At 69.2% G+C, this 19,925-nt stretch carries 16 protein-coding genes; 8 read left to right on the top strand and 8 right to left on the bottom strand.

Features of this window, described 5'->3' with window-relative positions; translation table 11 throughout:
* Nucleotides 1–92: 92 nt before the first annotated feature.
* The 4 genes from CVH10_RS10075 to CVH10_RS10060 all read left to right on the top strand — a co-directional run bounded on the left by CVH10_RS10075 (nt 93) and on the right by CVH10_RS10060 (nt 6,322).
* Nucleotides 93–1,508 (top strand): NAD(P)/FAD-dependent oxidoreductase, encoded by a 1,416-nt coding sequence (locus CVH10_RS10075; protein WP_052052333.1) that lies wholly within the window; start codon nt 93–95, stop codon nt 1,506–1,508.
* Nucleotides 1,505–4,021 carry a nitrite reductase large subunit NirB gene (nirB, locus tag CVH10_RS10070; protein ID WP_106488582.1) on the top strand — a complete coding sequence of 839 codons (2,517 nt, stop codon included), beginning with the start codon at nt 1,505–1,507 and terminating at the stop codon, nt 4,019–4,021. Before CVH10_RS10075 ends, nirB begins: the two co-directional genes overlap by 4 nt.
* A 216-nt stretch (nt 4,022–4,237) precedes the next feature.
* Entirely contained in the window at nt 4,238–4,612 is a 375-nt protein-coding gene (gene nirD / locus CVH10_RS10065) for a nitrite reductase small subunit NirD (protein WP_035592912.1), read from the top strand.
* A 294-nt stretch (nt 4,613–4,906) separates the two neighbouring features.
* Entirely contained in the window at nt 4,907–6,322 is a 1,416-nt protein-coding gene (locus CVH10_RS10060) for a PhoH family protein (protein ID WP_035592911.1), read from the top strand.
* A 96-nt stretch (nt 6,323–6,418) separates the two neighbouring features.
* On the opposite strand, the gene CVH10_RS10055 is transcribed toward CVH10_RS10060, so the two are convergent.
* The 6 genes from CVH10_RS10055 to CVH10_RS10030 all read right to left on the bottom strand — a co-directional run bounded on the left by CVH10_RS10055 (nt 6,419) and on the right by CVH10_RS10030 (nt 12,115).
* Nucleotides 6,419–6,637 carry a hypothetical protein gene (locus tag CVH10_RS10055; protein ID WP_035592910.1) on the bottom strand — a complete coding sequence of 73 codons (219 nt, stop codon included), beginning with the start codon at nt 6,635–6,637 and terminating at the stop codon, nt 6,419–6,421.
* A gap of 145 nt (nt 6,638–6,782) precedes the next feature.
* Nucleotides 6,783–7,451, bottom strand: coding sequence for an alpha/beta hydrolase (locus CVH10_RS10050; RefSeq protein ID WP_106488581.1), 669 nt, complete (start codon nt 7,449–7,451; stop codon nt 6,783–6,785).
* Between the two features lie 72 nt (nt 7,452–7,523).
* On the bottom strand, nt 7,524–9,293 hold the full coding sequence (locus CVH10_RS10045; RefSeq protein WP_035592908.1) for an SLC13 family permease: 1,770 nt from the start codon (nt 9,291–9,293) through the stop codon (nt 7,524–7,526).
* Nucleotides 9,294–9,438: 145 nt separating this feature from the next.
* Complete coding sequence (locus tag CVH10_RS10040) at nt 9,439–9,645, bottom strand: cold-shock protein (protein WP_035592907.1); 207 nt, start codon at nt 9,643–9,645, stop codon at nt 9,439–9,441.
* A gap of 121 nt (nt 9,646–9,766) precedes the next feature.
* Entirely contained in the window at nt 9,767–11,422 is a 1,656-nt protein-coding gene (locus tag CVH10_RS10035) for a GMC family oxidoreductase (protein WP_369335775.1), read from the bottom strand.
* A 93-nt stretch (nt 11,423–11,515) separates the two neighbouring features.
* Entirely contained in the window at nt 11,516–12,115 is a 600-nt protein-coding gene (locus CVH10_RS10030) for a CBS domain-containing protein (protein ID WP_035592905.1), read from the bottom strand.
* A gap of 169 nt (nt 12,116–12,284) precedes the next feature.
* Here CVH10_RS10030 and CVH10_RS10025 point away from each other — a divergent pair, with 169 nt between their 5' ends.
* Nucleotides 12,285–13,925 carry an FMN-binding glutamate synthase family protein gene (locus tag CVH10_RS10025; protein WP_106488579.1) on the top strand — a complete coding sequence of 547 codons (1,641 nt, stop codon included), beginning with the start codon at nt 12,285–12,287 and terminating at the stop codon, nt 13,923–13,925.
* Nucleotides 13,926–14,257: 332 nt separating this feature from the next.
* Entirely contained in the window at nt 14,258–14,836 is a 579-nt protein-coding gene (mntP, locus tag CVH10_RS10020) for a manganese efflux pump MntP (RefSeq protein ID WP_106488578.1), read from the top strand.
* Between the two features lie 61 nt (nt 14,837–14,897).
* On the opposite strand, the gene CVH10_RS10015 is transcribed toward mntP, so the two are convergent.
* On the bottom strand, nt 14,898–15,854 hold the full coding sequence (locus CVH10_RS10015; RefSeq protein ID WP_035592902.1) for a cation diffusion facilitator family transporter: 957 nt from the start codon (nt 15,852–15,854) through the stop codon (nt 14,898–14,900).
* 130 nt (nt 15,855–15,984) lie between these two features.
* Here CVH10_RS10015 and CVH10_RS10010 point away from each other — a divergent pair, with 130 nt between their 5' ends.
* Nucleotides 15,985–16,512, top strand: a complete 528-nt coding sequence (locus CVH10_RS10010; protein ID WP_035592901.1) for an HPP family protein — start codon at nt 15,985–15,987, stop codon at nt 16,510–16,512.
* A 7-nt stretch (nt 16,513–16,519) separates the two neighbouring features.
* Here the strand turns inward: CVH10_RS10010 and CVH10_RS10005 are convergent, their stop codons facing one another.
* Entirely contained in the window at nt 16,520–17,743 is a 1,224-nt protein-coding gene (locus CVH10_RS10005; protein ID WP_035592900.1) for a permease, read from the bottom strand.
* Nucleotides 17,744–17,958: 215 nt separating this feature from the next.
* Here CVH10_RS10005 and CVH10_RS10000 point away from each other — a divergent pair, with 215 nt between their 5' ends.
* Nucleotides 17,959–19,923: a hypothetical protein gene (locus tag CVH10_RS10000; protein WP_106488577.1), complete on the top strand. Its 1,965-nt coding sequence runs from the start codon at nt 17,959–17,961 to the stop codon at nt 19,921–19,923.
* Nucleotides 19,924–19,925 lie beyond the last annotated feature (2 nt).

The following is a 19,925-nucleotide window of genomic DNA, read 5'->3' as shown; positions in this document are numbered from 1 at the left end:
ATCGCACCTCGAAGTCCGGACGAAGACGTCTCCACGCTCCCCAATGCCGGGGAGCGTCGAGGCGTCTTCTGCGTTTATGGAGGGAATCCGAGATGAGTCCCGATGACCCGACAGCCGCAGAGGCGTTGCCCGATGGCTCTACGCCAGCGCTCACGACGCCCATCGATCACCTGGTGATCGTCGGCAACGGCATGGCCGGCCAGCGGCTGGTCGAGGCGCTGGCACAGCGCGAGGGCGCGCCGCGCCGCATCACCCTGATCGGCGCGGAGGCCTGCCCCGCCTACAACCGCATCCTGCTGTCGCCGCTGCTGGCCGGCGAGATGGAACGCGAGGCGCTGACCCTGCGCGACGCCGACTGGTACGCCGAACACGGCGTCGAGCTGGTGCTCGGCGAGCGGGTCGAGCGCATCGACCGCGCCGCGCGCCGCCTGACCACCGCCGGCGGCCGCGCGATCGCCTACGACCGCCTGGTGCTGGCCACCGGCTCCACCCCCGCGCGGCCGCCGGTCGACGGCCTCGGGCTCGACGGCGTCCACGCCTTCCGCGATCTGGACGACGCCGCCGCCCTGACCCGCGCCGCCGAGCGCGGCGGCCGCGCGGTGGTGATCGGCGGCGGCCTGCTGGGCCTGGAGGCCGCCGAGGGATTACGTAAAAGAGCGCTGCACCAGCGCGCACCGGAACGGGATGGCATGTCGGTGAGCGTGCTCCAGCGCGCCTCGCGGCTGATGAACCGCCAGCTCGACGACACCGCCGCCGGCCTGCTCGAGGCCGAGCTCGAGGGGCGCGGGCTCGAGATCGTCACCGACGCCGACCTGGAATGCCTGGAGGACGACGGCCGGGGTCGCGTCTGCGCCGTGCGCCTGGCCGACGGCCGGCGGCTGGCCGCCGACTGCGTGGTGCTGGCCATCGGCATCGCGCCCAGCGTCGAATTGGGTCGCCAGGCCGGTCTCGAGGTCCACCGCGGCATCGTCGTCGACGACAGCCTGACCAGCAGCGACCCGGCCATCCACGCCCTGGGCGAATGCTGCGAGTTCGAGGGCCGCACCTATGGCCTGGTCGAGCCGATCTGGCGCCAGGTCGAGGTGCTGGCCGCTCACCTCGCCACCTGCCCCGACGAGACGACGCCCGACGACGAGACGCCGCGCTACGTCGAGCGGCCATGTGCTACCAAGCTCAAGATCAGCGGCATCTCGCTGTACGCCTTCGGCCCCATCGAACCCGACGACGACCACGAGGTGCTGACCTACCACGACCCCGAACACGGCGACTATCGCCGGCTGCTGCTGCGCGACGGCCGCCTCGAGGGCGCCGTGCTCTTCGGCGATACCGCCGCCGGCCCCTGGTACTTCGCCGAGGCGCTGGCCGGCCGCCATCTCGACGCCTGCCGTCAGGCGCTGCTGTTCGGCCCGGCCGATGCCAGGGCCCTGCTCGACGCCACGAATGCCGCGACACCGAATCCCGCCACGCCCCACGCCCAGGACCGCTCCCCGCAGGAGGAAGCCGCATGAACACGCCCAGCCAAGCGAATCCCCCGCTGATCATCATCGGCAACGGCATGGTCGGCCATCATCTGGTCGAGCAGCTGATCGAACGCGGCGCCACCGAGCACTACCGCATCACGGTGTTCGGCGAGGAGCGCCACCGCGCCTATGACCGCGTGCATCTTTCCGAGTACTTCGCCGGCCGGGACGCCCAGTCGCTGGCCCTGTGCGACGCCGACTTCTATGCCGAGCACGGCATCGAGCTGCGCCTCGCCGAGGAAGTCACCGCCATCGACCGCGACGCGAGCGAGGTGATCACCGGCCGGGGCCGCTATCCCTATGCGCGGCTGGTGCTGGCCACCGGGTCCTTCCCCTTCGTGCCGCCGATTCCCGGCCATGAGCGCGACCACTGCCTGGTCTACCGCACCCTGGACGATCTCGACGCCATCCGCGCGGCCGCCGCGGACGCCACCACCGGCGTGGTGGTCGGCGGCGGCCTGCTGGGCCTGGAGGCCGCCAACGCCCTGCGCGGCCTGGATCTCGACACCGCCGTGGTCGAGTTCGCCCCCAGGCTGATGCCGATGCAGGTCGACGCCGAGGGCGGCGAGCTGCTGCGCGAGAAAATCGAGGCGCTGGGCGTGCAGGTACTCACCGACCGCGCCACCCAGCACATCGAGGACGGCCAGGCCAGCCGCCACCGCATGGTGTTCCAGGACGACAAGGTGCTGGAGACCGATCTGATCGTGTTTTCCGCCGGCATCCGCCCCCGCGACCAGCTGGCCCGCGACTGTGCGCTGGACATCGGCGAGCGCGGCGGCGTGGTGATCGACGACCGCTGCCTGACCAGCGACCCGGCGATCCTCGCCGTCGGCGAGGTGGCGCTGTGGCAGAACAGCATCTTCGGCCTGGTGGCCCCCGGCTATCAGATGGCCAAGGTCGCCGCCGACACCCTGCTGGGCGGCGAGCTGACCTTCGAGGGCGCCGACATGAGCACCAAGCTCAAGCTGCTCGGCGTCGACGTGGGCGCCATCGGCGACGCCCACGGCAATCGCAGTCCCGGCGCCCGGACCTTCCGCTACCTCGACGAGATCAAGCAGGAATACCGCAAGCTGGTGGTCTCCGGTGACGGCAGGAAGCTGCTCGGCGCCATGCTGGTGGGCAACAACGACGCCTACGACACCCTGATGCAGGTCTACGCCAACGGCCTCGATCTGCCCGAGGATCCGGCGGCGCTGATCGTGCCGTCCTCCGAGGGGGCGCCGACCCTGGGTGCCGACGCCCTGCCCGACGACGCCACCATCTGCTCGTGTCACAACGTCACCAAGGCCGCGATCTGCGAAAGCCTCGACGCCGGCGCCATGGACCTCGGCGCGGTCAAGGCCGAGACGAAGGCCAGCACCGGCTGCGGCGGCTGCGCGGCGCTGCTCAAGAACGTGGTCGACCACGAGCTCGAGGCCCGCGGCGTGGAGGTCGATCAGTCGATCTGCGAACACTTCGCCCACACCCGCCAGGCGCTCTACGACATCGTGCGGGTCGAGGGCATCCGGACCTTCGGCGAGCTGATCGACAAGCACGGCGCTTCCCACGACCATCGCCTGGGCTGCGATATCTGCAAGCCGGCGGTGGCCTCGATCCTGGCCTCCTGCTTCAACGAGCCGATCACCGACGCCGCGCACATCCCGCTGCAGGACACCAACGACACCTTCATGGCCAACATGCAGAAGAACGGCACCTACTCGGTGGTGCCGCGGGTGCCGGGCGGCGAGATCACCCCGGACAAGCTGGTGGTGCTGGGCCAGGTGGCGCAGAAGTACGCGCTCTACACCAAGGTCACCGGCGGCCAGCGCATCGACCTGTTCGGCGCCCGGCTGGAGGACCTGCCCGATATCTGGGGCGAGCTGATCGCGGCCGGCTTCGAGACCGGCCACGCCTACGGCAAGTCGCTGCGTACCGTGAAGTCCTGCGTCGGCAGCACCTGGTGCCGCTACGGGGTGCAGGACAGCGTGGGCATGGCGATCCGCCTCGAGCATCGCTACAAGGGCCTGCGCTCGCCGCACAAGCTCAAGTTCGCGGTCTCCGGCTGCACCCGCGAGTGCGCCGAGGCCCAGAGCAAGGACATCGGCGTGATCGCCACCGAGCACGGCTGGAACCTGTACGTGTGCGGCAACGGCGGCATGCGCCCGCGCCACGCCGAGCTCTTCGCCACCGATCTCGACGACGCGCAGCTGATCACGATCATCGACCGCCTGCTGATGTTCTACGTGCGCACCGCCGACCGCCTGCAGCGCACCTCGGTGTGGCGCGAGAACCTGGAGGGTGGCCTGGACTACCTCAAGGCCGTGGTGCTCGAAGACAGCCTGGGGATCAATGAGGAGCTCGAGGCGCAGATGCAGACCGTGATCGACAACTATGAGTGCGAATGGGCGGGCGCCATCAACGACCCGGAGAAGCTCAAGCGCTTCCGCAGCTTCGTCAACGATGCCCGGCCCGACCCGGACATTATCGTCACCGAGGAGCGCGGCCAGCTGCGGCCCACCTAAAGGAAATGGCTGCGCGAGCGAATCGCGTCGTTGCGCGGCACCCCGAAGGCTCGCCTAACAACCCGTTATGTCTCGCCTTCGGTGCGCCGCGCGCCTAGCGCTTCATCTCGCTCGCCGATTTCCCGATACATATACGAGGAAGCTTGTTCACTCCCGATCATTCAGAAGTGGTCCCCACAAGCTCCCTGGCGAACGAGAAATGAGAGGAACTTACCCATGACCACCGCAACCGCAGCAGCCCCGACCATGACCCAGACCTGGCAGACCCTGTGCACCCGGGCCGACCTGGTGGCCCACTCCGGCGTCGCCGCCTGGATCGAGACCGCCGAGGGGACGGCCCAGGTGGCCCTCTTCTACCTTCCTGGCCACGCCACCGAGCTCTACGCCGTGGATCATCGCGATCCCTTCTCCGGCGCCAACGTCATCGCCCGCGGCATCGTCGGCGACGCCCGGGGCGAGCCGGTGGTGGCCTCGCCGCTCTACAAGCAGCACTTCCGCCTCCACGACGGCCAGTGCCTGGAGGACGAAACGGTCCGCCTGCGCACCTGGCCGTTGCGCCTCGAAGGCGACGAGGTGCAGATCCTGGCCTGACCTGACGCTGACCGCACGAATGTCCACGACCGGCGCCGGGGGCGCCGGTCGTTCTCGTTGGTACGTTGAGAAAACGTCGATTGTGCAAAGCAGCAGATTTGACCCATGCTGGAATCGAAACCCGCATATGACGGTCTGATGAAGAGACCGCTGCCATCAAACGAGGAGGTGAGCCCGGAGCCCAGGCCTGCACGTCGCGTCTGTCACGGAACCGACATCCCGCGCTGACAGTGTCGACATCGAGGCGTCATCTGTTGTGACGTCGTCCCGGTGACAATCAGGAGAGCCGCGCCGATGGTACGCATCGAAAAGAAAGCCACCCGGCTTTACGTGCTGGACACCAATGTCCTGATCCACGACCCCGCCGCCCTCTACCAGTTCGATGAGCACGAAGTGGTCATCCCCATGACCGTGCTCGAGGAGCTCGACAAGCACAAGAACGGCATCCGCGAGATCGCCCGCACCGCCCGGCAGGTCAGCCGGACCCTCTCGGACCTCACCGCCAACGTCGATCTCAGCCAGATCCGCGAAGGCATTCCCATCCCGCGTCTCAACGGCCCCGAAGGCCGGCTGCGCCTGCTCTGCTACGACGACCTCGAAACCCCGGATCACCTGGAGAACAGCCCCGACAACCGCCTGCTCACCGAGACCTGCCGGCTGCGCGACGAGCGTGCCGACGCCTCGGTGATCCTGGTCACCAAGGACATCAACCTGCGGGTCAAGGCCGCCGCGGTGGGCGTGCCGGTGGAGGACTACCTCACCGACCGCGCCTTCGACGACAGCGACGCCATGCTCGGCGGCGCCCGGGTCTACCCCGAAGCGGGCCACGACGGCCGAGGCCTGTGGGAGAACTTCAAGGCCGACGTGAAGGTCGACCGCGACGACAGCGGCAAGGTGGTGTATCGCCTGAAAGGCGAGATTCCCGCCGACTGGCACCTGGGCATGCTGGTCTCCGACAGCGACGACGAGGCCAGCTTCGAGGCCGTGGTGCGCGAGCTGGGGCCGAAAAACGCTCATCTGGAGCTGCTCACCAACTATCGCCACGGCGCCAGCGTGTGGGGCGTTCACGCCCACGACAGCCGGCAGAACTTCACCCTGAACCTGCTGATGGACGACGATATCGATCTGGTCACCATCGCCGGCAGCGCCGGCACCGGCAAGACCTTCATGACCCTCGCCGCCGCTTTCCAGCAGACCCTCGATACCAAACGCTTCGAGCGCATCGTGTTCACCCGGGCGCCGATCTCGATGAGCGAGGACATCGGCTACCTGCCCGGCACCGAGGAGGAAAAGATGTCGCCCTGGATGGGGGCCTTCCACGACAACATGGACAACCTGCTGCGCGACGAGCACGACGGCAGCACCACCTGGAACCAGGAGGCCACTCGCCAGCTGCTGGGATCGCGGGTGCAGATCCGCGCCCCGGGCTTCATGCGCGGCCGCACCCTGAACGACACCTTCCTGATCATCGACGAGGCACAGAACTTCACGCCCAAGCAGCTCAAGTCGCTGCTGACCCGGGCCGGACGCAACACCAAGATCGTCTGCCTGGGCAACGTGGGCCAGATCGACACGCCCTACCTCACCGCCAACACCTGCGGCATGGCGGCGGTGGTGCAACGCTTCCGCGACTGGCCTCACGCCGGCCACGTCACCCTGAAGAGCGTCGAGCGCTCGCGCCTGGCCCTGGCCGGCGAGGAGCTGCTCTGACCCCAGAACGTCCTCTCTAGAACGACACGGGCCGGCACCTCTCGGTGCCGGCCCGTTGTCATGCAGACGGCGTCTGGCGCCGCGACGAGAGCCGCATCAGTGCCCGCGGTTGAAGGCCTTCTCGATCAGCGCCTCGCTCTCGCTGCCGGCCCCCTTCCGGAGCACCGTGCAGGCCTCGTGATAGAGGCAGACGAAACGCTGGCAGGATGCGCAGTGAACGCGATCGTCAGGGTTCTTGATGCTGGACACCCTCATCACATGGCTACCACAGGCCGGGCAGGCCACCGGTAGGCGAAGGTCTTCGGACAGGGTCATCGGCTTCTCCTTTCCTCGGGATTCCGTGAACGACATCCTGACGCACTCGCCGCGCGTGTGCCACAGGTTCAGAGTCCGATCACGCGATTGAACACGCCGCTCGGCAAGGCGCCGCGGTGGCGACGCCGAACGCGCCGCCCCACTTTCAGCGGCCCAGCCGGGCGGCGATCCAGGGACCGATATCGGCTACCTGCTGCGGGCAGACAGCGTGGGGCATCGGATACTGACGGTAGCGGACCGGGTAGCTCAACGCCTCGAGACGGTCGCGGGCGGCCTGCCCCAGCGCCTCCGGCACCACCGGGTCGGCGTTGCCGTGGTGGATCTCGATGGGCAGGTCTCGGTTGGCCGCGGCGGGCTCGAGGCTGTCGACGGTGGCCAGGTAGGTGGACATGGCCAGCAGGCCGCCCAGCCGCTCGGGAAAGGTCAGCGCTGCCTGATAGGCCACGGCGCCCCCCTGGGAGAAGCCGGCGACGATGATGCGCTCGGCGGGTACGCCCTGGGCGATCTGCTCGTGCATCAGGCCCTGAATGCGCTCGGCGGAGGCCTTGAGCTGCGCCTCATCCACGCGGCGATCGAGGCTGGCATCGAGAATGTCGTACCAGGCCGGCATGGTCATGCCGCCGTTGATGGTCACCGGCAGGCGCGGCGCGTGGGGCAGGATGAAGCGGACGTCGAGATCGTCCGGCAGCCCCAGAGCCGGCACCAGCGGCTCGAAGTCGTGGCCGTCGGCGCCGAGGCCGTGGAGGATGAACACGCAGGCGTCGGCGGGTCGTCCGCTGCGTGGCTCGATGATCAGCTCGTCGGGTGCGCTCATGGCTCGTCTCCAGCACAAAAGCGCCACCCTAGCGCAAAGCGTCCGCGTCGGCGAGGGGCGTCAGGCGGCGAACTAGAACGGCCAGACGAGGGGAATCAGCCCCAGCGCCACCGCGGCGGTCAGCAGGTTGAGGGGCGCGCCCACCCGCAGGTAGTCACTGACCCGGTAGCCACCGGGGCCGTAGACCATCAGGTTGGTCTGATAGCCGACCGGGGTCAGGAAGCTGGCCGAGGCGGCGAACATCACCGCCACCACGAAGGGCATCGGGCTCACGCCCAGGTGCTCGGCCGCGGCAACCACCACCGGGAAGCTGATCACCGCCGCGGCGTTGTTGGTCACCAGCTCGGTCAGCAGCGCCACCAGCAGGTAGGTGCCGATCAGCAGCCACCAGGGATTGCCGTCGGCCCAGCCCAGCGCCGTCTGGGCCAGCGCCGAGGCCGCGCCGTTGGCTTCCAGCGCGTGGCCAAGGCCGAAAGAGGCGGCGATGGTCAGCAGCACCTGGGTGTCCATGCCGCGCTTGGCGGCACCGATCGAGCAGCAGCCGGAGAGCACCGCGGCCGCCGCCCCCAGCATGGCCGCGCTGAGCAGGCTGGTGATACCGGTGGCGGCGAGCAGCACCACCAGGGCAAGGATGCTCCAGGCCAGCCAGGCGCGCTCGTGGACCGGCCGCGCCGAACCGTTGACCTGGCTGATCAGCAGGAAGTCCCGGGACTGGCGGTGGCGCTCGATGAACGGTGGGCGTGCCTCCAGCAGCAGCACGTCGGCCGGCTGCAGGCGGATCTGCCCCAGGTTCCCCGCCACCCGTTCGCCGCCGCGGCAGACCGCCAGCACCGCGGCGCCGTAGAGGGTGCGGAAGTGGCCGTCGCGGATGCGCTGGCCGATGAACTGGCACTGATCCGAGACCACCGCCTCCACCAGGCGGCGCTCCTTGAAGTCCTTCTGCAGGCTCGACTCGGCGGGATGCGAGGGCACCAGCCCGCGGATCTGCTGCAGCTCCACGGCGCCCGCCGAGGTACCGGCGAACACCAGCCGGTCGCCGCCCTTGAGGCGCTCGCCGGGACCGACCACGCTGACCACGTTGCCGTCGCGCTCGATCTCGACCAGGAACAGCTCCTGCAGGTGGCGAAGCCCGGCCTCCTCGACGCTCTTGTCGACCAGCGGGCCGCTCGGGGCCACCTCCATCTCGATGGTGAACTCGCGGGGGTTCTCGAACACGTCGCCGGCGCCGATGCGCGGCGGCAGCAGACGCCGCCCCACCAGCAGCAGATAGGCCAGGCCGACCGCCGCCACGGGCACGCCGACCCAGGCAATGTCGAACAGTTCCATGGACAGCGAGGGATAGCGCTCGATCATCAGGCCGTGCACCACCAGGTTGGTGCTGGTGCCCATCAGGGTGATGGTGCCGCCGAGGATGGAGGCGAAGCTGAGCGGCATCAGCAGGCGATGGGCCGGCAGGCCGAGGCGTCGGCTCCAGCTCAGCACCGCGGGAATGAAGGTGGCCACCACGGGAGTGTTGTTGAGAAAGCCGCTCAGCCCGGCCACGGGCAGCACCAGCCGCGCCAGGGCACGTTGCTCGCCCTTGGGGCGTCCCAGCACGTAGCGGATGATCAGATCGATGCCGCCGGTCTCGCGAATGCTCGCGACCAGCACGTACATGAAGGCGACGGTGAACAGTCCGCTGCTGGAGAAGCCGGCCAGCGCCTGGTCGGGGGAGACCGCGCCGAGGCCGATCAGCAGGACCAGCGCCCCCATCAGCACCATGTCGGGGCCGATGCGGGTCAACGCCATCATCGGAAAGACGGCGGCGACGACGATGAGCGAGATCCAGGCGTCCGGGGACATGGCGGGCATTCCAGGGAGAGTACGAACTGCCCTATTGTGCCGGTCGCCACATATTCTAAAAAGTTATTTTTAGAAATTCACTTAGATGAAAAGTGAATGATGGCTCACCCCGCCTCGGCGACGGGGCCAACCGTTACGCAACGTCTCAGCCGATGGCCTTGATGTTGGACGCCTGCAGGCCTTTCTTGCCCTGGGTGACGTCGAAGGAGACCTTCTGGCCTTCCTGGAGAGACTTGAAGCCATCGGCCTGAATCTCGGAGAAGTGGGCGAACAGGTCGTCCCCGCCGTCGTCCGGAGAAATGAAGCCGAAGCCCTTGGTGTCGTTAAACCACTTGACGGTACCGGTCGCCATTTTGCATGCCTCGCATTGCCTGTTGAATCCGCGCGGTGAAGGCGTTTCGCCGCTCCACGGCACGCGGCCTGCGCCCCGATGAGCGCAGACCTGACACTATACCTCAGTCATGACGGCCCCGTTACAACGTTTTGTCGCGCAGCCAGGCGGCGGCCTTCTCGGCGATCATCAGCGTCGGTGAATTGGTGTTGCCGCTGGTGATGGTCGGCATGACGCCGGCATCCACCACCCTGAGGCCGTCCACGCCGCGCACCCGCAGGCGCGAATCGACCACCGCCATGGGGTCGTCGTCACGCCCCATGGCGGTGGTGCCCACCGGATGGAAGATGGTCGTGCCGATCTCGCCGGCCAGCCGCGCCAGGTCCTCGTCGCTCCGGTAGTGCGCGCCGGGCTTGACCTCCTCCGGTGCATAGCGGGCGAAGGCCGGCTGGGCAACGATCCGCCGGGTCAGGCGCAGCGAGTCGGCGGCCACACGGCGATCCTCCTCGGTATCCAGGTAGTTCGGCGCGATGCGCGGCGCCGTGGCCGGATTATCGGCGGCGATGCGTACCGAGCCGCGACTGGTGGGATTGAGGTTGCACACGCTGGCGGTGATCGCCGGGAAGTCGTGCAGCGGCTGGCCGAAGGCTTCGAGGCTCAACGGCTGGACATGGTACTGAAGGTTCGGATGAGGACGCTCCGGCGAGCTGCGGGCGAAGGCGCCGAGCTGGGAGGGCGCCATGCTCATCGGCCCCGAACGCTTCAGCAGGTACTCCAGACCGATGCGGGCCTTGCCGCCCCAGCTGCCGGCCAGGGTATTGAGCGTGCTGGCCCCGGTGACCCGATAGACGGCTCGGATCTGCAGGTGGTCCTGCAGGTTCTCGCCCACGCCCGGCAGCGCGTGAACCCTCGGGATGCCGTGCTCGGCGAGCAGCCCCGCCGGCCCGATGCCGGAGAGCTGCAGCAGCTGCGGCGAGCCGACGGCCCCGGCGCACAGCACCACGCTGCGGCGTGCCCGGGCCTCGACGAGCTCGCCCTGGCGGGCAACCCGCACGCCCTCGCAGCGCGGCCGCCCGCCCTGCCCCGCGCCGAAGGTCAGCCGCTGTACCTGGCTGGAGTGCCACAGGGTCAGGCCGTCGCGCGCCTCGGCCTCGCGCAGGAAGGCCTTGGCGGTGTTCCAGCGCCAGCCCCTGCGCTGGTTGACCTCGAAGTAGTCGACACCGGCGTTGCAGCCGCGATTGAAGTCGTCGGTGCGGGGAATGCCGGCCTGCACGGCGGCTTCGGCGAAGTCGTCCAGCACCGGCCACTTGAGGCGCTGGCGTTCCACCCGCCATTCGCCGCCGTGGCCGTGGAAGTCGCGGTGCGCGGCGTCGCCATCGCCGCCGGGGTCCAGCCGGTAGTGATCCTCGTGACGCATGAAGTCCGGCAGGCAGCGCTCCCAGCGCCAGGCGTCGTCGCCGGTATGCTCGGCCCAGTGGTCGTAGTCCCGGGCCTGGCCGCGCATGTAGATCATGCCGTTGATGCTCGAGCAGCCGCCCAGGGTCCGGCCGCGGGGATAGATCAGCGAGCGGCCGTTGAGCCCCGCCGCCGGCTCGGTGCGAAAGCACCAGTCGGTGCGCGGGTTGTCGATGCAGTAGAGATACCCCACCGGAATGTGGATCCAGGGGTGGCGATCGCGACCGCCGGCCTCGATCAGCAGCACCCTGACCCCGGGATCGGCGCTCAGGCGGTTGGCGAGCAGGCAGCCGGCGGTACCGGCCCCCACGATGATGTAATCGAAGGTCGCGACGACGCTCACGGGCAACGCTCTCCTTGTCGAGTCCGGCGTCCAGCGTCGCGCGACCTCCGGCAGCTGTCACTGCGGCCTTGGTCGAGGGATCGGATCGAGGCCTCAGAGCTCGTGACCCAGCACCACGCGGCAGATATCGGAGAAGCTGCGCGCCTCCGGCAGCGTGCCCACGTCGGTGCCCAGCGCGCGACCGATGTCGGCGGCCGAGATCACGCCGCGGATGCGCTGCTGGCCCAGGCGGTCGGCTTCGGTCACCAGCAGGTGCTGATCGCCATAGGCTTCCAGCTCGCGCACCAGCTGACCGATGGACAGGGCCGCCAGGCGCTCCATCGACAGCGCGTGCAGCTCGGCGCAGGGGGTGTGCACCATGCGCACGGTCACGTCCTCGCGGTCGATGCCGCGACGCTGCATGGCCTGGGTAATGAGGCGGCCGCCAATCACGTCACGGGCGTTGAGCACGCCGACGCAGTCGCCGTCGTTGTCGACCACCAGCAGCAGGCGTACGCCACCATGCTCCATGACCTTGCGTGCATCGACGATGGAAGTATCGGCGGGCACGCTCAGCGGCACGACATGCTGGAAGTCGGTCAGCACCGTCAGCGCCGGGCTGTCGGGGGAGAGCCTCGGCGGCATCGGCTTGACGATCGGGGTGTGGGCCGGCAGCACGTCGAGGCGATCGGGAGTGGCGGTCAGGGTAGGCATGGGGAGTGGTCTCCTTTTCTGGTCGAGCCGGCGATCGACGCCGGATGCCTCCACCCTGCGCCCGCCCGGATTAAGAGAACCTTAAGGGATGTCCCGCGGCGGCCCGGCGTTGACACTCGCCCGGCCGCGGCTTGCAATGGGCCTTTCCCCATCGCAATGGAGTGCGAAGATGTCTCGACCGCCCCGCCGTTTTCTCGTCTACGGGCTGACGCTTGCCGGCCTCGCCGCCTGCCTGCTCGGCCTGGCGCTGGCCCCGGGCTGGGGCTGGGCACTGGGTGCCCTGATCCTTGCCGTGCTGGCGGCGATGGGCACCCACGACATCCTTCAGCGCCGCCACACCGTCAGCCGCAACTATCCGGTCACCGCCCACCTACGCTACCTGCTGGAGTCCTTCGGCCCCGAGATCCGCCAGTACTTCATCCAGCGCGACACCGAGGAGGTCCCCTTCTCCCGCGAGCAGCGCAGCCTGGTCTATCGGCGCGCCAAGGGCACCATCGACAAGCAGCCCTTCGGCTCCCTCGAGGACATGCAGGCCCCCGGCTACGAATGGATGAACCCGTCGCTGGCCCCGACGACCATCGACGACGACGATTTCCGCGTGACCGTCGGCGCCGGCCGGGCACGGCCCTATGACGTCAGCGTGCTCAACGTCTCGGCGATGAGCTTCGGTGCCCTGTCGCCCAACGCCATCAGCGCGCTCAACGACGGCGCCCGTCGCGGCGGCTTCTACCACGACACCGGCGAGGGCGGCATCTCGCCCTACCATCGCCGCGGCGGCGACCTGGTGTGGGAGATAGGCTCCGGCTACTTCGGCTGCCGCGACGCCGAGGGGCGCTTCGACCCCGACCGCTTCGCCGAGCGCGCCGGCGATGACGCCGTGAAGATGATCGAGATCAAGCTCTCCCAGGGCGCCAAACCGGGGCACGGCGGCATCCTGCCGGCGGCCAAGGTCACCGCCGAGATCGCCGCGACCCGCGACGTGCCCGAGGGCGAGAGCGTGGTCTCGCCACCCGCCCACAGCGCCTTCTCCACGCCCCGGGAGCTGATCGGCTTCATCTGCCGGCTGCGCGAGCTCTCCGGCGGCAAGCCGGTGGGCATCAAGCTGGCCATCGGCCATCCCTGGGAGTGGTTCGCGCTGGTCAAGGCGATGCGCGAGGAAGGCGAACACCCCGACTTCGTGGTGGTGGACGGCGGACAGGGCGGCACCGGCGCCGCGCCGCTGGAGTTCGCCAATCGGCTGGGCATGCCTCTCACCGACGCCCTGCTGCTGGTGCACAACGCCCTGGTCGGCGCGGGCCTGCGCGAGCGGGTGCGCATCGCCGCCGCGGGCAAGGTGATCAGCGCCTTCGACATCGCCCGCACCATCGCGCTGGGCGCCGACTGGTGCAACTCGGCGCGGGGCTTCATGTTCTCGCTGGGCTGCATCCAGGCCCGAAGCTGCCACAACGATCGCTGCCCCAGCGGCGTGGCGACCCAGAACCCGCTGCGCGGCAGCCGGCTCGACGTGCCGCTCAAGGCCGACCGGGTCGCGCGCTTCCAGGCCGGTACCCGCGAGGCCCTGGCCGAGATGCTGGCCGCCGCCGGACTCCGCCACCCCGGGGAGCTGGGCCCGGAGCACATCATCCGCCGCGTCTCGCGCCACGAGGTTCGCACCCTGGCGACCCTGTTCGACTTCGTGGCCCCCGACGCCCTGATCGAGGGCGATGCGGCTCGCCATGCGATCTTCGCCGACTACTGGGACTTCGCCAGCGCCGACAGCTGGTCGGCGCCGGCCAGCCTGCTGCGGCTGCGCGAGAGCAAGCTGGTGTGAGCGACGCCCGGGCATTCCTCGACGACGCCCGGGATGCAACCGCCCCACGACGATGATAGGCTACGTCGATCCCGGTCATGGGCGGACACTATCGTCGCCCCATCATCGCGACCGGACGACCCTCGCTGGGGAGTAGCTGGCTCGCGCCCACCGCGCGAGATCGCCTGTCAACATAGTCGGCCAACGCCGTGGCAGGTGAGCCGGCGCGTCGTTCCACACGCCTGTCGTGTGAGCGCCACGCGCCAGGTCGGCGAGACCATCGACGGTACGGCGCCCAAGGCCGGGCGTGTCGTATCGTCGTGGTGAATCGCCCGGCCGGTATGATCGTTGCCATGACCCCGCTGTCCACCACCCTGCTGGCCTTCTCGATGTCCACCGACGCCTTCGCCGCCGCCATCGGCAAGGGTGCCGCCGTCGACCATCCGCGTTTCCGCGAAGCCCTGCGCACCGGCCTGATCTTCGGCGTGATCGAGGGCCTGACCCCGCTGATCGGCTGGGCCCTGGGCCAGAGCGCCCATGAGTACATCTCCCACTGGGACCACTGGATCGTCTTCGTGCTGCTGTCCGTCCTCGGCGTGCGCATGATCCGCGCCGGCCTCGAGACCCCCGAACCCGACGAGGACGCCCCCGCCGCCAAGCCGGGGTGTCAGGCCTGGTGGCTGATCGCCGCCACCGCCGTGATCACCAGCCTCGACGCCCTCACCGTGGGGATCGGCCTGGCCTTCATGGACGTCAATATCCTGCTGACCGCCCTGGCGATCGGCGCCGCCACCACCCTGATGGCCACCCTCGGCGTGATGCTGGGTCGCCGCCTCGGCGTGATGATCGGCCAGCGCGCCGAAGTGCTCGGCGGGGTGATCCTGATCGGCATCGGCACCGCCATCCTCACCGAACACCTGGGCCTGTGGTAAGGATCTGCGGCAGGGGATCTGTGGTAAGAGATCTGCGACAAGAGGACCGTGACGAGCCGCCTCAGTGGCGATGATCGTCAGCCGCCGCGGGGCCCGGGGCGTCGGCACAGCGGCCGCGAGACTCGAGCTGGATGGTCGCGTGGGCCACGTCGAAGCGCTCGAGCAGCACCGCCTTGATCGCCACCAGGGTCGCCTCGCGGTCGGCCTCCTCCTCCACGGCGGCGTGCAGCGACAGCAGATGGCGCCCCGGCGTCATCGACCAGGCGTGGACGTGGTGCACGTCATGCACGCCGTCCAGCCGCTCGGGGAGCTCCTGTTCGATGCGCGCCACGTCCAGCGAGGCCGGCGCGCCCTCCAGCAGGATATGCCCGGACTCGCGAGTCAGCCGCCAGGCGCTGCGCAGGATCAGCGCCGCCACCAGCAACGACAGCAGCGGGTCGATCGGTGTCCAGCCGGTGGCCAGGATCACCAGCGCGGCGACAACGGCCGCCACCGAGCCCAGCAGGTCGCCCAGCACGTGCAACGCCGCCCCGCGGACGTTGAGGTTGTCGCGGTCGCCCAGGTGGAGGATGGCGAACACCGCCAGGTTGACCACGAACCCCAGCGCGGCGATGACCAGCATCGGGGTGCCGGCTACCTCGACCGGCGAGAGGAAGCGTCGCACCGCCTCGATGGCGATCCAGACCACGATGGCGATCAGCGTCAGGCCGTTGACGAAGGCGGCCAGGATCTGCACCCGGTCGTAGCCGTAGGTGCGGCGGTGATCCGCCGGGCGCCGGCTGAGCCGGGCGGCGAACCAGGCCAGGGCCAGCGCCGCGGTGTCGGTGAGCATATGACCGGCATCGGCCAGCAGAGCCAATGAGCCGGACAGGATACCGCCGGCCACCTCGGCGACCATGAAGCCGCCGGTGAGCGCCACCGCCCAGGCCAGCCGACGCTGGCTGTCGGCCCCGGCGTGATGATGGCCGTGCCCATGAGGGTGGGCATGCGAGTGAGCATGGTCGTGATGGTGAGCCATCGGGCCTCTCTCCTGGTCGTCCTTGAATGCGCCCTTCCAGCATAACCCGAGGCCCGTCGCGCGGGCGCACCTTTACCTTTCTGGTGCATTTTGGCACCTTAATGCGCCCTTTTTGTGCACGACAACGACGATGAAGACCTACTTCAACAAGATGCGCGGCAGCCGCTATCGACGCGGCGACGTCGACTGGCGCGACGCCTGCTGGTCATGGCTCGGCGCCTTCGCCGGCATGAGCGCGGTGGCCTGGCTCAGCGAGCAGTGGCTGGACGTCCACCTGCTGGTCGTCGGCTCCTTCGGCGCCACCTCGGTACTGATCTACGCCGCCCCGGCGAGCCCCTTCGCGCAACCCCGCAACGTGGTGCTGGGCAGCATGCTGTCGGCGGTGATCGGCGTGGCCTGTTTCCAGTGGCTGGGCGCCACGGCAATGGCCGTCGCCCTGGCGGTCTCGCTGTCGGTGCTGGCCATGCAGCTGACCGAAACCGTGCATCCCCCGGGCGCGGCCTCGGCGCTGATCGCGGTGATCGGCGGCCCCGAGGTCCATGCGCTGGGCTGGCTCTTCCCGCTGGTGCCGATCGGGCTCGGTTGCACGGTGATGCTGCTGGTCGCCATCCTGGTCAACAATCTGGCCCGCCACCGCCGTTACCCCCTGCACTGGTAGGGCCGCGTCAGCCGATCAGCGGCGCCAGCAGCAGCCCGCCCGCCAGCCAGGCGAGCGACAGCGCCACCAGGCCCTGCAGCGCACGAGCCCCCAGCGAGGGACTCCCCTCAGCGTGGTGATGGTGGTGACACTCTTCCGCCGGAGCTCGCCACCACAGCCATATCAGGACCACGGACATCGCCAGGAAGGCAAGGTTGAGGAAGAAGCCATAGTTCAGGGCGAAGAACTCACGCTCGGTAATGCGCCCCGTGACGGAGGCGTCCGGAAGAGCGCCCAGCACATCCATGCCCAGGTGCAGCAGCAGTGCCGTCAGTACGAGGCCCGACAGCAGAGCCGCCAGTAGATAAAACGCCATCTTCCAGCCGTAGTAGCGTGCATTGATGCGCAGTACCGGCAGCACCACCAGGTCGGAGAAAATGAACGCCATCACCCCTGCGAAGCTCACGCCGTTGTCGAACAGGACCGCCGCCAGGGGAATGTTGCCCATGGAACCGATGAAGGTGAAAAAGGCGGCCACCGGGCCGATCACCGCCTGGGCCACGAGTTCCAGCGCCCCCGCTTCCGTTCCGGCCCCCGGAAAGAGCGCCTGGAAGAAGGAACGCGGCACGAAGGCAGCGATGATGCCGGCGACACTGAAGCCGATCAGCACGTCCTTCCACACCATCTGCCACTCCATGACATAGGTTCGTGCGATACGCTCCCAGCCCTCCCGGCTGGTGAGCCGACGACGCCAGTCAGGGGGCGTATCGTCATCGTCCCCATCGTCTTCGCCGCCGAGTCGCTCCCGCACCCGTGCGATCAACCGATCCGGCGAGGTCAGGCGGATGAACGCCCAGGCGAACAGGATCAACATCACGCCGCCGACGTATTCCCCGACCACGAACGGCCAGCCCAGGAAAATCGCGATCACGAAGCCGAGCTCCACCACCAGGTTGGTGGACGACAGCAGGAAGGCCATGGAAGGCGCCAGCCCGGCTCCCTTCTGGAACAGGGCCCGAGTGGTGGCCAGGGCCGCGAAGCTGCAGGAACTGGAGATGAACCCGAAGAAGGTACCGAGCAGCATGCTGCGGGGGCCGTCCCGCCCCATGGCACGCTGCATGCGCTCGCGACTCACCAGCACCTGGATCAGGCTGCTGATCAGATAGCCCAGGACGAAGGCCCAGAGCGCCATCCAGAAGAAACCGAGGCTGGTGATCGCCGCCTCGTGCCACTGTGTCAGAAACCCGGTCATCCGCTACCTCCCTGGCTGAACCGTGACGCCTGCTCCGAGATGCGGCTCAGTCTAAACCTGCGTCCAACCCATCGGTCAATCGGGTCCGCGTCGCCGGGAGACGACTCCCGTCCACGGCGCGTTGTCGGCTACCATGGGCTGACCCGAGCAGGGCCTGGCGTGTCGCTCACTCACGCCTCCCGACCTCATCAGCACCTTCAGGGAGCGCCTCGACAATGACGTCAGCCGATATCGCCCGCCCCGATACTGCCGCCTCCGCCGAGCTCCCGGACGTGCTCGCCGGCCCGATCCTGCGCCGCCTCGCCCCGGACCGCGTGCGGATCTGGCTGGTCGGCTCGAAGCCGCTGACGGGCAAGCTGCTGCTGCACCCGGAGGGCCATGGCCCGCGCCGGCTGGCGCTGAACGAGCGCCGGGTGCGCCGGCTGCCGCTGGGCCGCCACGCGGTGCTGCACCTGGTCGACGTGGCGCTGGAGACGCCGCTGCCCGTCGGCGTGGCCATCGACTACGACCTGCGCCTGGCGGGCGAAGACGGCGGCGAGGAGACCGGCATCGCCGACTGGGCCCCGCACCTGCTGCACGAGCAGGCCCGTCGCCCGCGCTTCGTGCTGGCCGAGGACCACCGCCGGCTGCTGCACGGCTCCTGCCGCCGCCCCCACCACGACGGCCCCGACGCCCTGGTGCGTGCCGACGGCTGGCTCGCCGAGCGCCGCGACGACGCCGAGGCCTGGCCGGCCTGGCTGCTGATGACCGGCGATCAGATCTACGCCGACGACGTGGCCGGCCCCACCCTGGTGGCGATCCACGACCTGATCCGGCGCCTGGGCCTGTTCGACGAGCCGCTCGAGGGCGCCACCGTGGCCGACAGCCAGGGCCTCTACGCCGCCGAGGCGACCTACTATCGCCGCGAGGAGCTGCTGCCCGACGTGGAGAGCAGCGCCAACCTGCGCGAGCGCGTCTTCGCCGGCGCCCGCAAGCCGGTGTTCACCTCGGCCCACGCCCGCAACCACCTGATGACCTTCGCCGAGGTCATGGCCATGTACCTGCTGGTATGGTCGCCGGTGCCCTGGCGGCTGGTGACGATCCGCAAGCCGGCGATCTCCGCCGACGATGGCGCGGCCTTCGACGACGAGGCCGCCATCCTCGAGCGCTTCGTCGAGGGCCTACCGGCGGCCGCCCGGCTGCTGGCCCATGTGCCGTCGCTGATGATCTTCGACGACCATGACATCACCGACGACTGGAACCTCACCGCCGACTGGGAAGCCTGCGCCTACGGCCATCCCTTCTCGCGACGCATTCTCGGCAACGCCCTGCTGGGCTACCTGCTGTGCCAGGGCTGGGGCAACGATCCGGAGCGGCTGGCCGCACCGATGGACGAGGCCGCCGCGCTGCTCGATGCCGCCAAGGAGAGCGACGACTGGCTGCCCGCCGAGCCCCACGACGCCTGCCTGCACCACCTGCAGCGCTTCGAGGGCTGGGAGTTCCAGGTGCCGGGCACGCCCCGGCTGGTGGTGCTCGACACCCGCACCCGCCGCTGGCGCAGCGAGCGCAGCCCGCGCCGGCCCTCGGGGCTGATGGACTGGGAGGCGCTGTCGGACTTCCAGCAGCAGCTGCTCGACGCGCCCTCGGCGATCATCGTCTCGCCGGCGCCGATGTTCGGCGTCAAGCTGATCGAAGGCATCCAGAAGCTGTTCACCCTGGCCGGCAAGCCGCTGCTGGTGGACGCCGAGAACTGGATGGCCCACCGCGGCGCGGCCAGCGTGATGCTCAACATCTTCCGCCACTCGCGCACCCCGGGGCACTACGTCATCCTCTCCGGCGACGTGCACTACTCCTTCGCCTACGACATCCGCATCCGCCACCGACGCGGCGGCCCGCGGCTGTGGCAGATCACCTCCAGCGGGCTCAAGAACGCCTTCCCCGACACCCTGCTCGACGCCTTCGACCGCGCCAACCGCTGGCTCTACGCGCCGCGCTCGCCGCTCAACTGGTTCACCCAGCGCCGGCCGATGCACATCCGCCCCCGCGACCCCGACCGCGCCAAGGCCGGCGAACGGCTGTGGAACGGCGCCGGCATCGGCCTGGTGGAGCTCGACGACCAGGGCCGCCCCAGCGACATCCGCCAGCTCGACGCCCGGGGGTTCGACGTGCGCTTCCCGCCGCCTCCTGCCGAGAAGGGCTAGCC

Source organism: Halomonas sp. ND22Bw, assembly GCF_003011945.1.
Taxonomy (GTDB): Bacteria; Pseudomonadota; Gammaproteobacteria; order Pseudomonadales; family Halomonadaceae; genus Halomonas; species Halomonas halophila.
The sequence above is the reverse complement of the archived record's forward strand: the minus strand, read 5'-3'. Positions and strand labels throughout refer to the sequence as shown.

Coding starts and splice junctions, on each gene's coding strand:
- CVH10_RS10055 (WP_035592910.1), bottom strand. CDS start 6,637: ATGACCCTGTCCGAAGACCTTCGCCTACCGGTGGCCTGCCCGGCCTGT.
- CVH10_RS10030 (WP_035592905.1), bottom strand. CDS start 12,115: ATGCCTACCCTGACCGCCACTCCCGATCGCCTCGACGTGCTGCCGGCC.
- CVH10_RS10060 (WP_035592911.1), top strand. CDS start 4,907: ATGGTACGCATCGAAAAGAAAGCCACCCGGCTTTACGTGCTGGACACC.
- CVH10_RS10005 (WP_035592900.1), bottom strand. CDS start 17,743: ATGACCGGGTTTCTGACACAGTGGCACGAGGCGGCGATCACCAGCCTC.
- CVH10_RS10015 (WP_035592902.1), bottom strand. CDS start 15,854: ATGGCTCACCATCACGACCATGCTCACTCGCATGCCCACCCTCATGGG.
- nirD (WP_035592912.1), top strand. CDS start 4,238: ATGACCACCGCAACCGCAGCAGCCCCGACCATGACCCAGACCTGGCAG.
- CVH10_RS10025 (WP_106488579.1), top strand. CDS start 12,285: ATGTCTCGACCGCCCCGCCGTTTTCTCGTCTACGGGCTGACGCTTGCC.
- CVH10_RS10075 (WP_052052333.1), top strand. CDS start 93: ATGAGTCCCGATGACCCGACAGCCGCAGAGGCGTTGCCCGATGGCTCT.
- CVH10_RS10010 (WP_035592901.1), top strand. CDS start 15,985: ATGAAGACCTACTTCAACAAGATGCGCGGCAGCCGCTATCGACGCGGC.
- CVH10_RS10045 (WP_035592908.1), bottom strand. CDS start 9,293: ATGTCCCCGGACGCCTGGATCTCGCTCATCGTCGTCGCCGCCGTCTTT.
- nirB (WP_106488582.1), top strand. CDS start 1,505: ATGAACACGCCCAGCCAAGCGAATCCCCCGCTGATCATCATCGGCAAC.
- CVH10_RS10040 (WP_035592907.1), bottom strand. CDS start 9,645: ATGGCGACCGGTACCGTCAAGTGGTTTAACGACACCAAGGGCTTCGGC.
- CVH10_RS10000 (WP_106488577.1), top strand. CDS start 17,959: ATGACGTCAGCCGATATCGCCCGCCCCGATACTGCCGCCTCCGCCGAG.
- CVH10_RS10050 (WP_106488581.1), bottom strand. CDS start 7,451: ATGAGCGCACCCGACGAGCTGATCATCGAGCCACGCAGCGGACGACCC.
- mntP (WP_106488578.1), top strand. CDS start 14,258: ATGACCCCGCTGTCCACCACCCTGCTGGCCTTCTCGATGTCCACCGAC.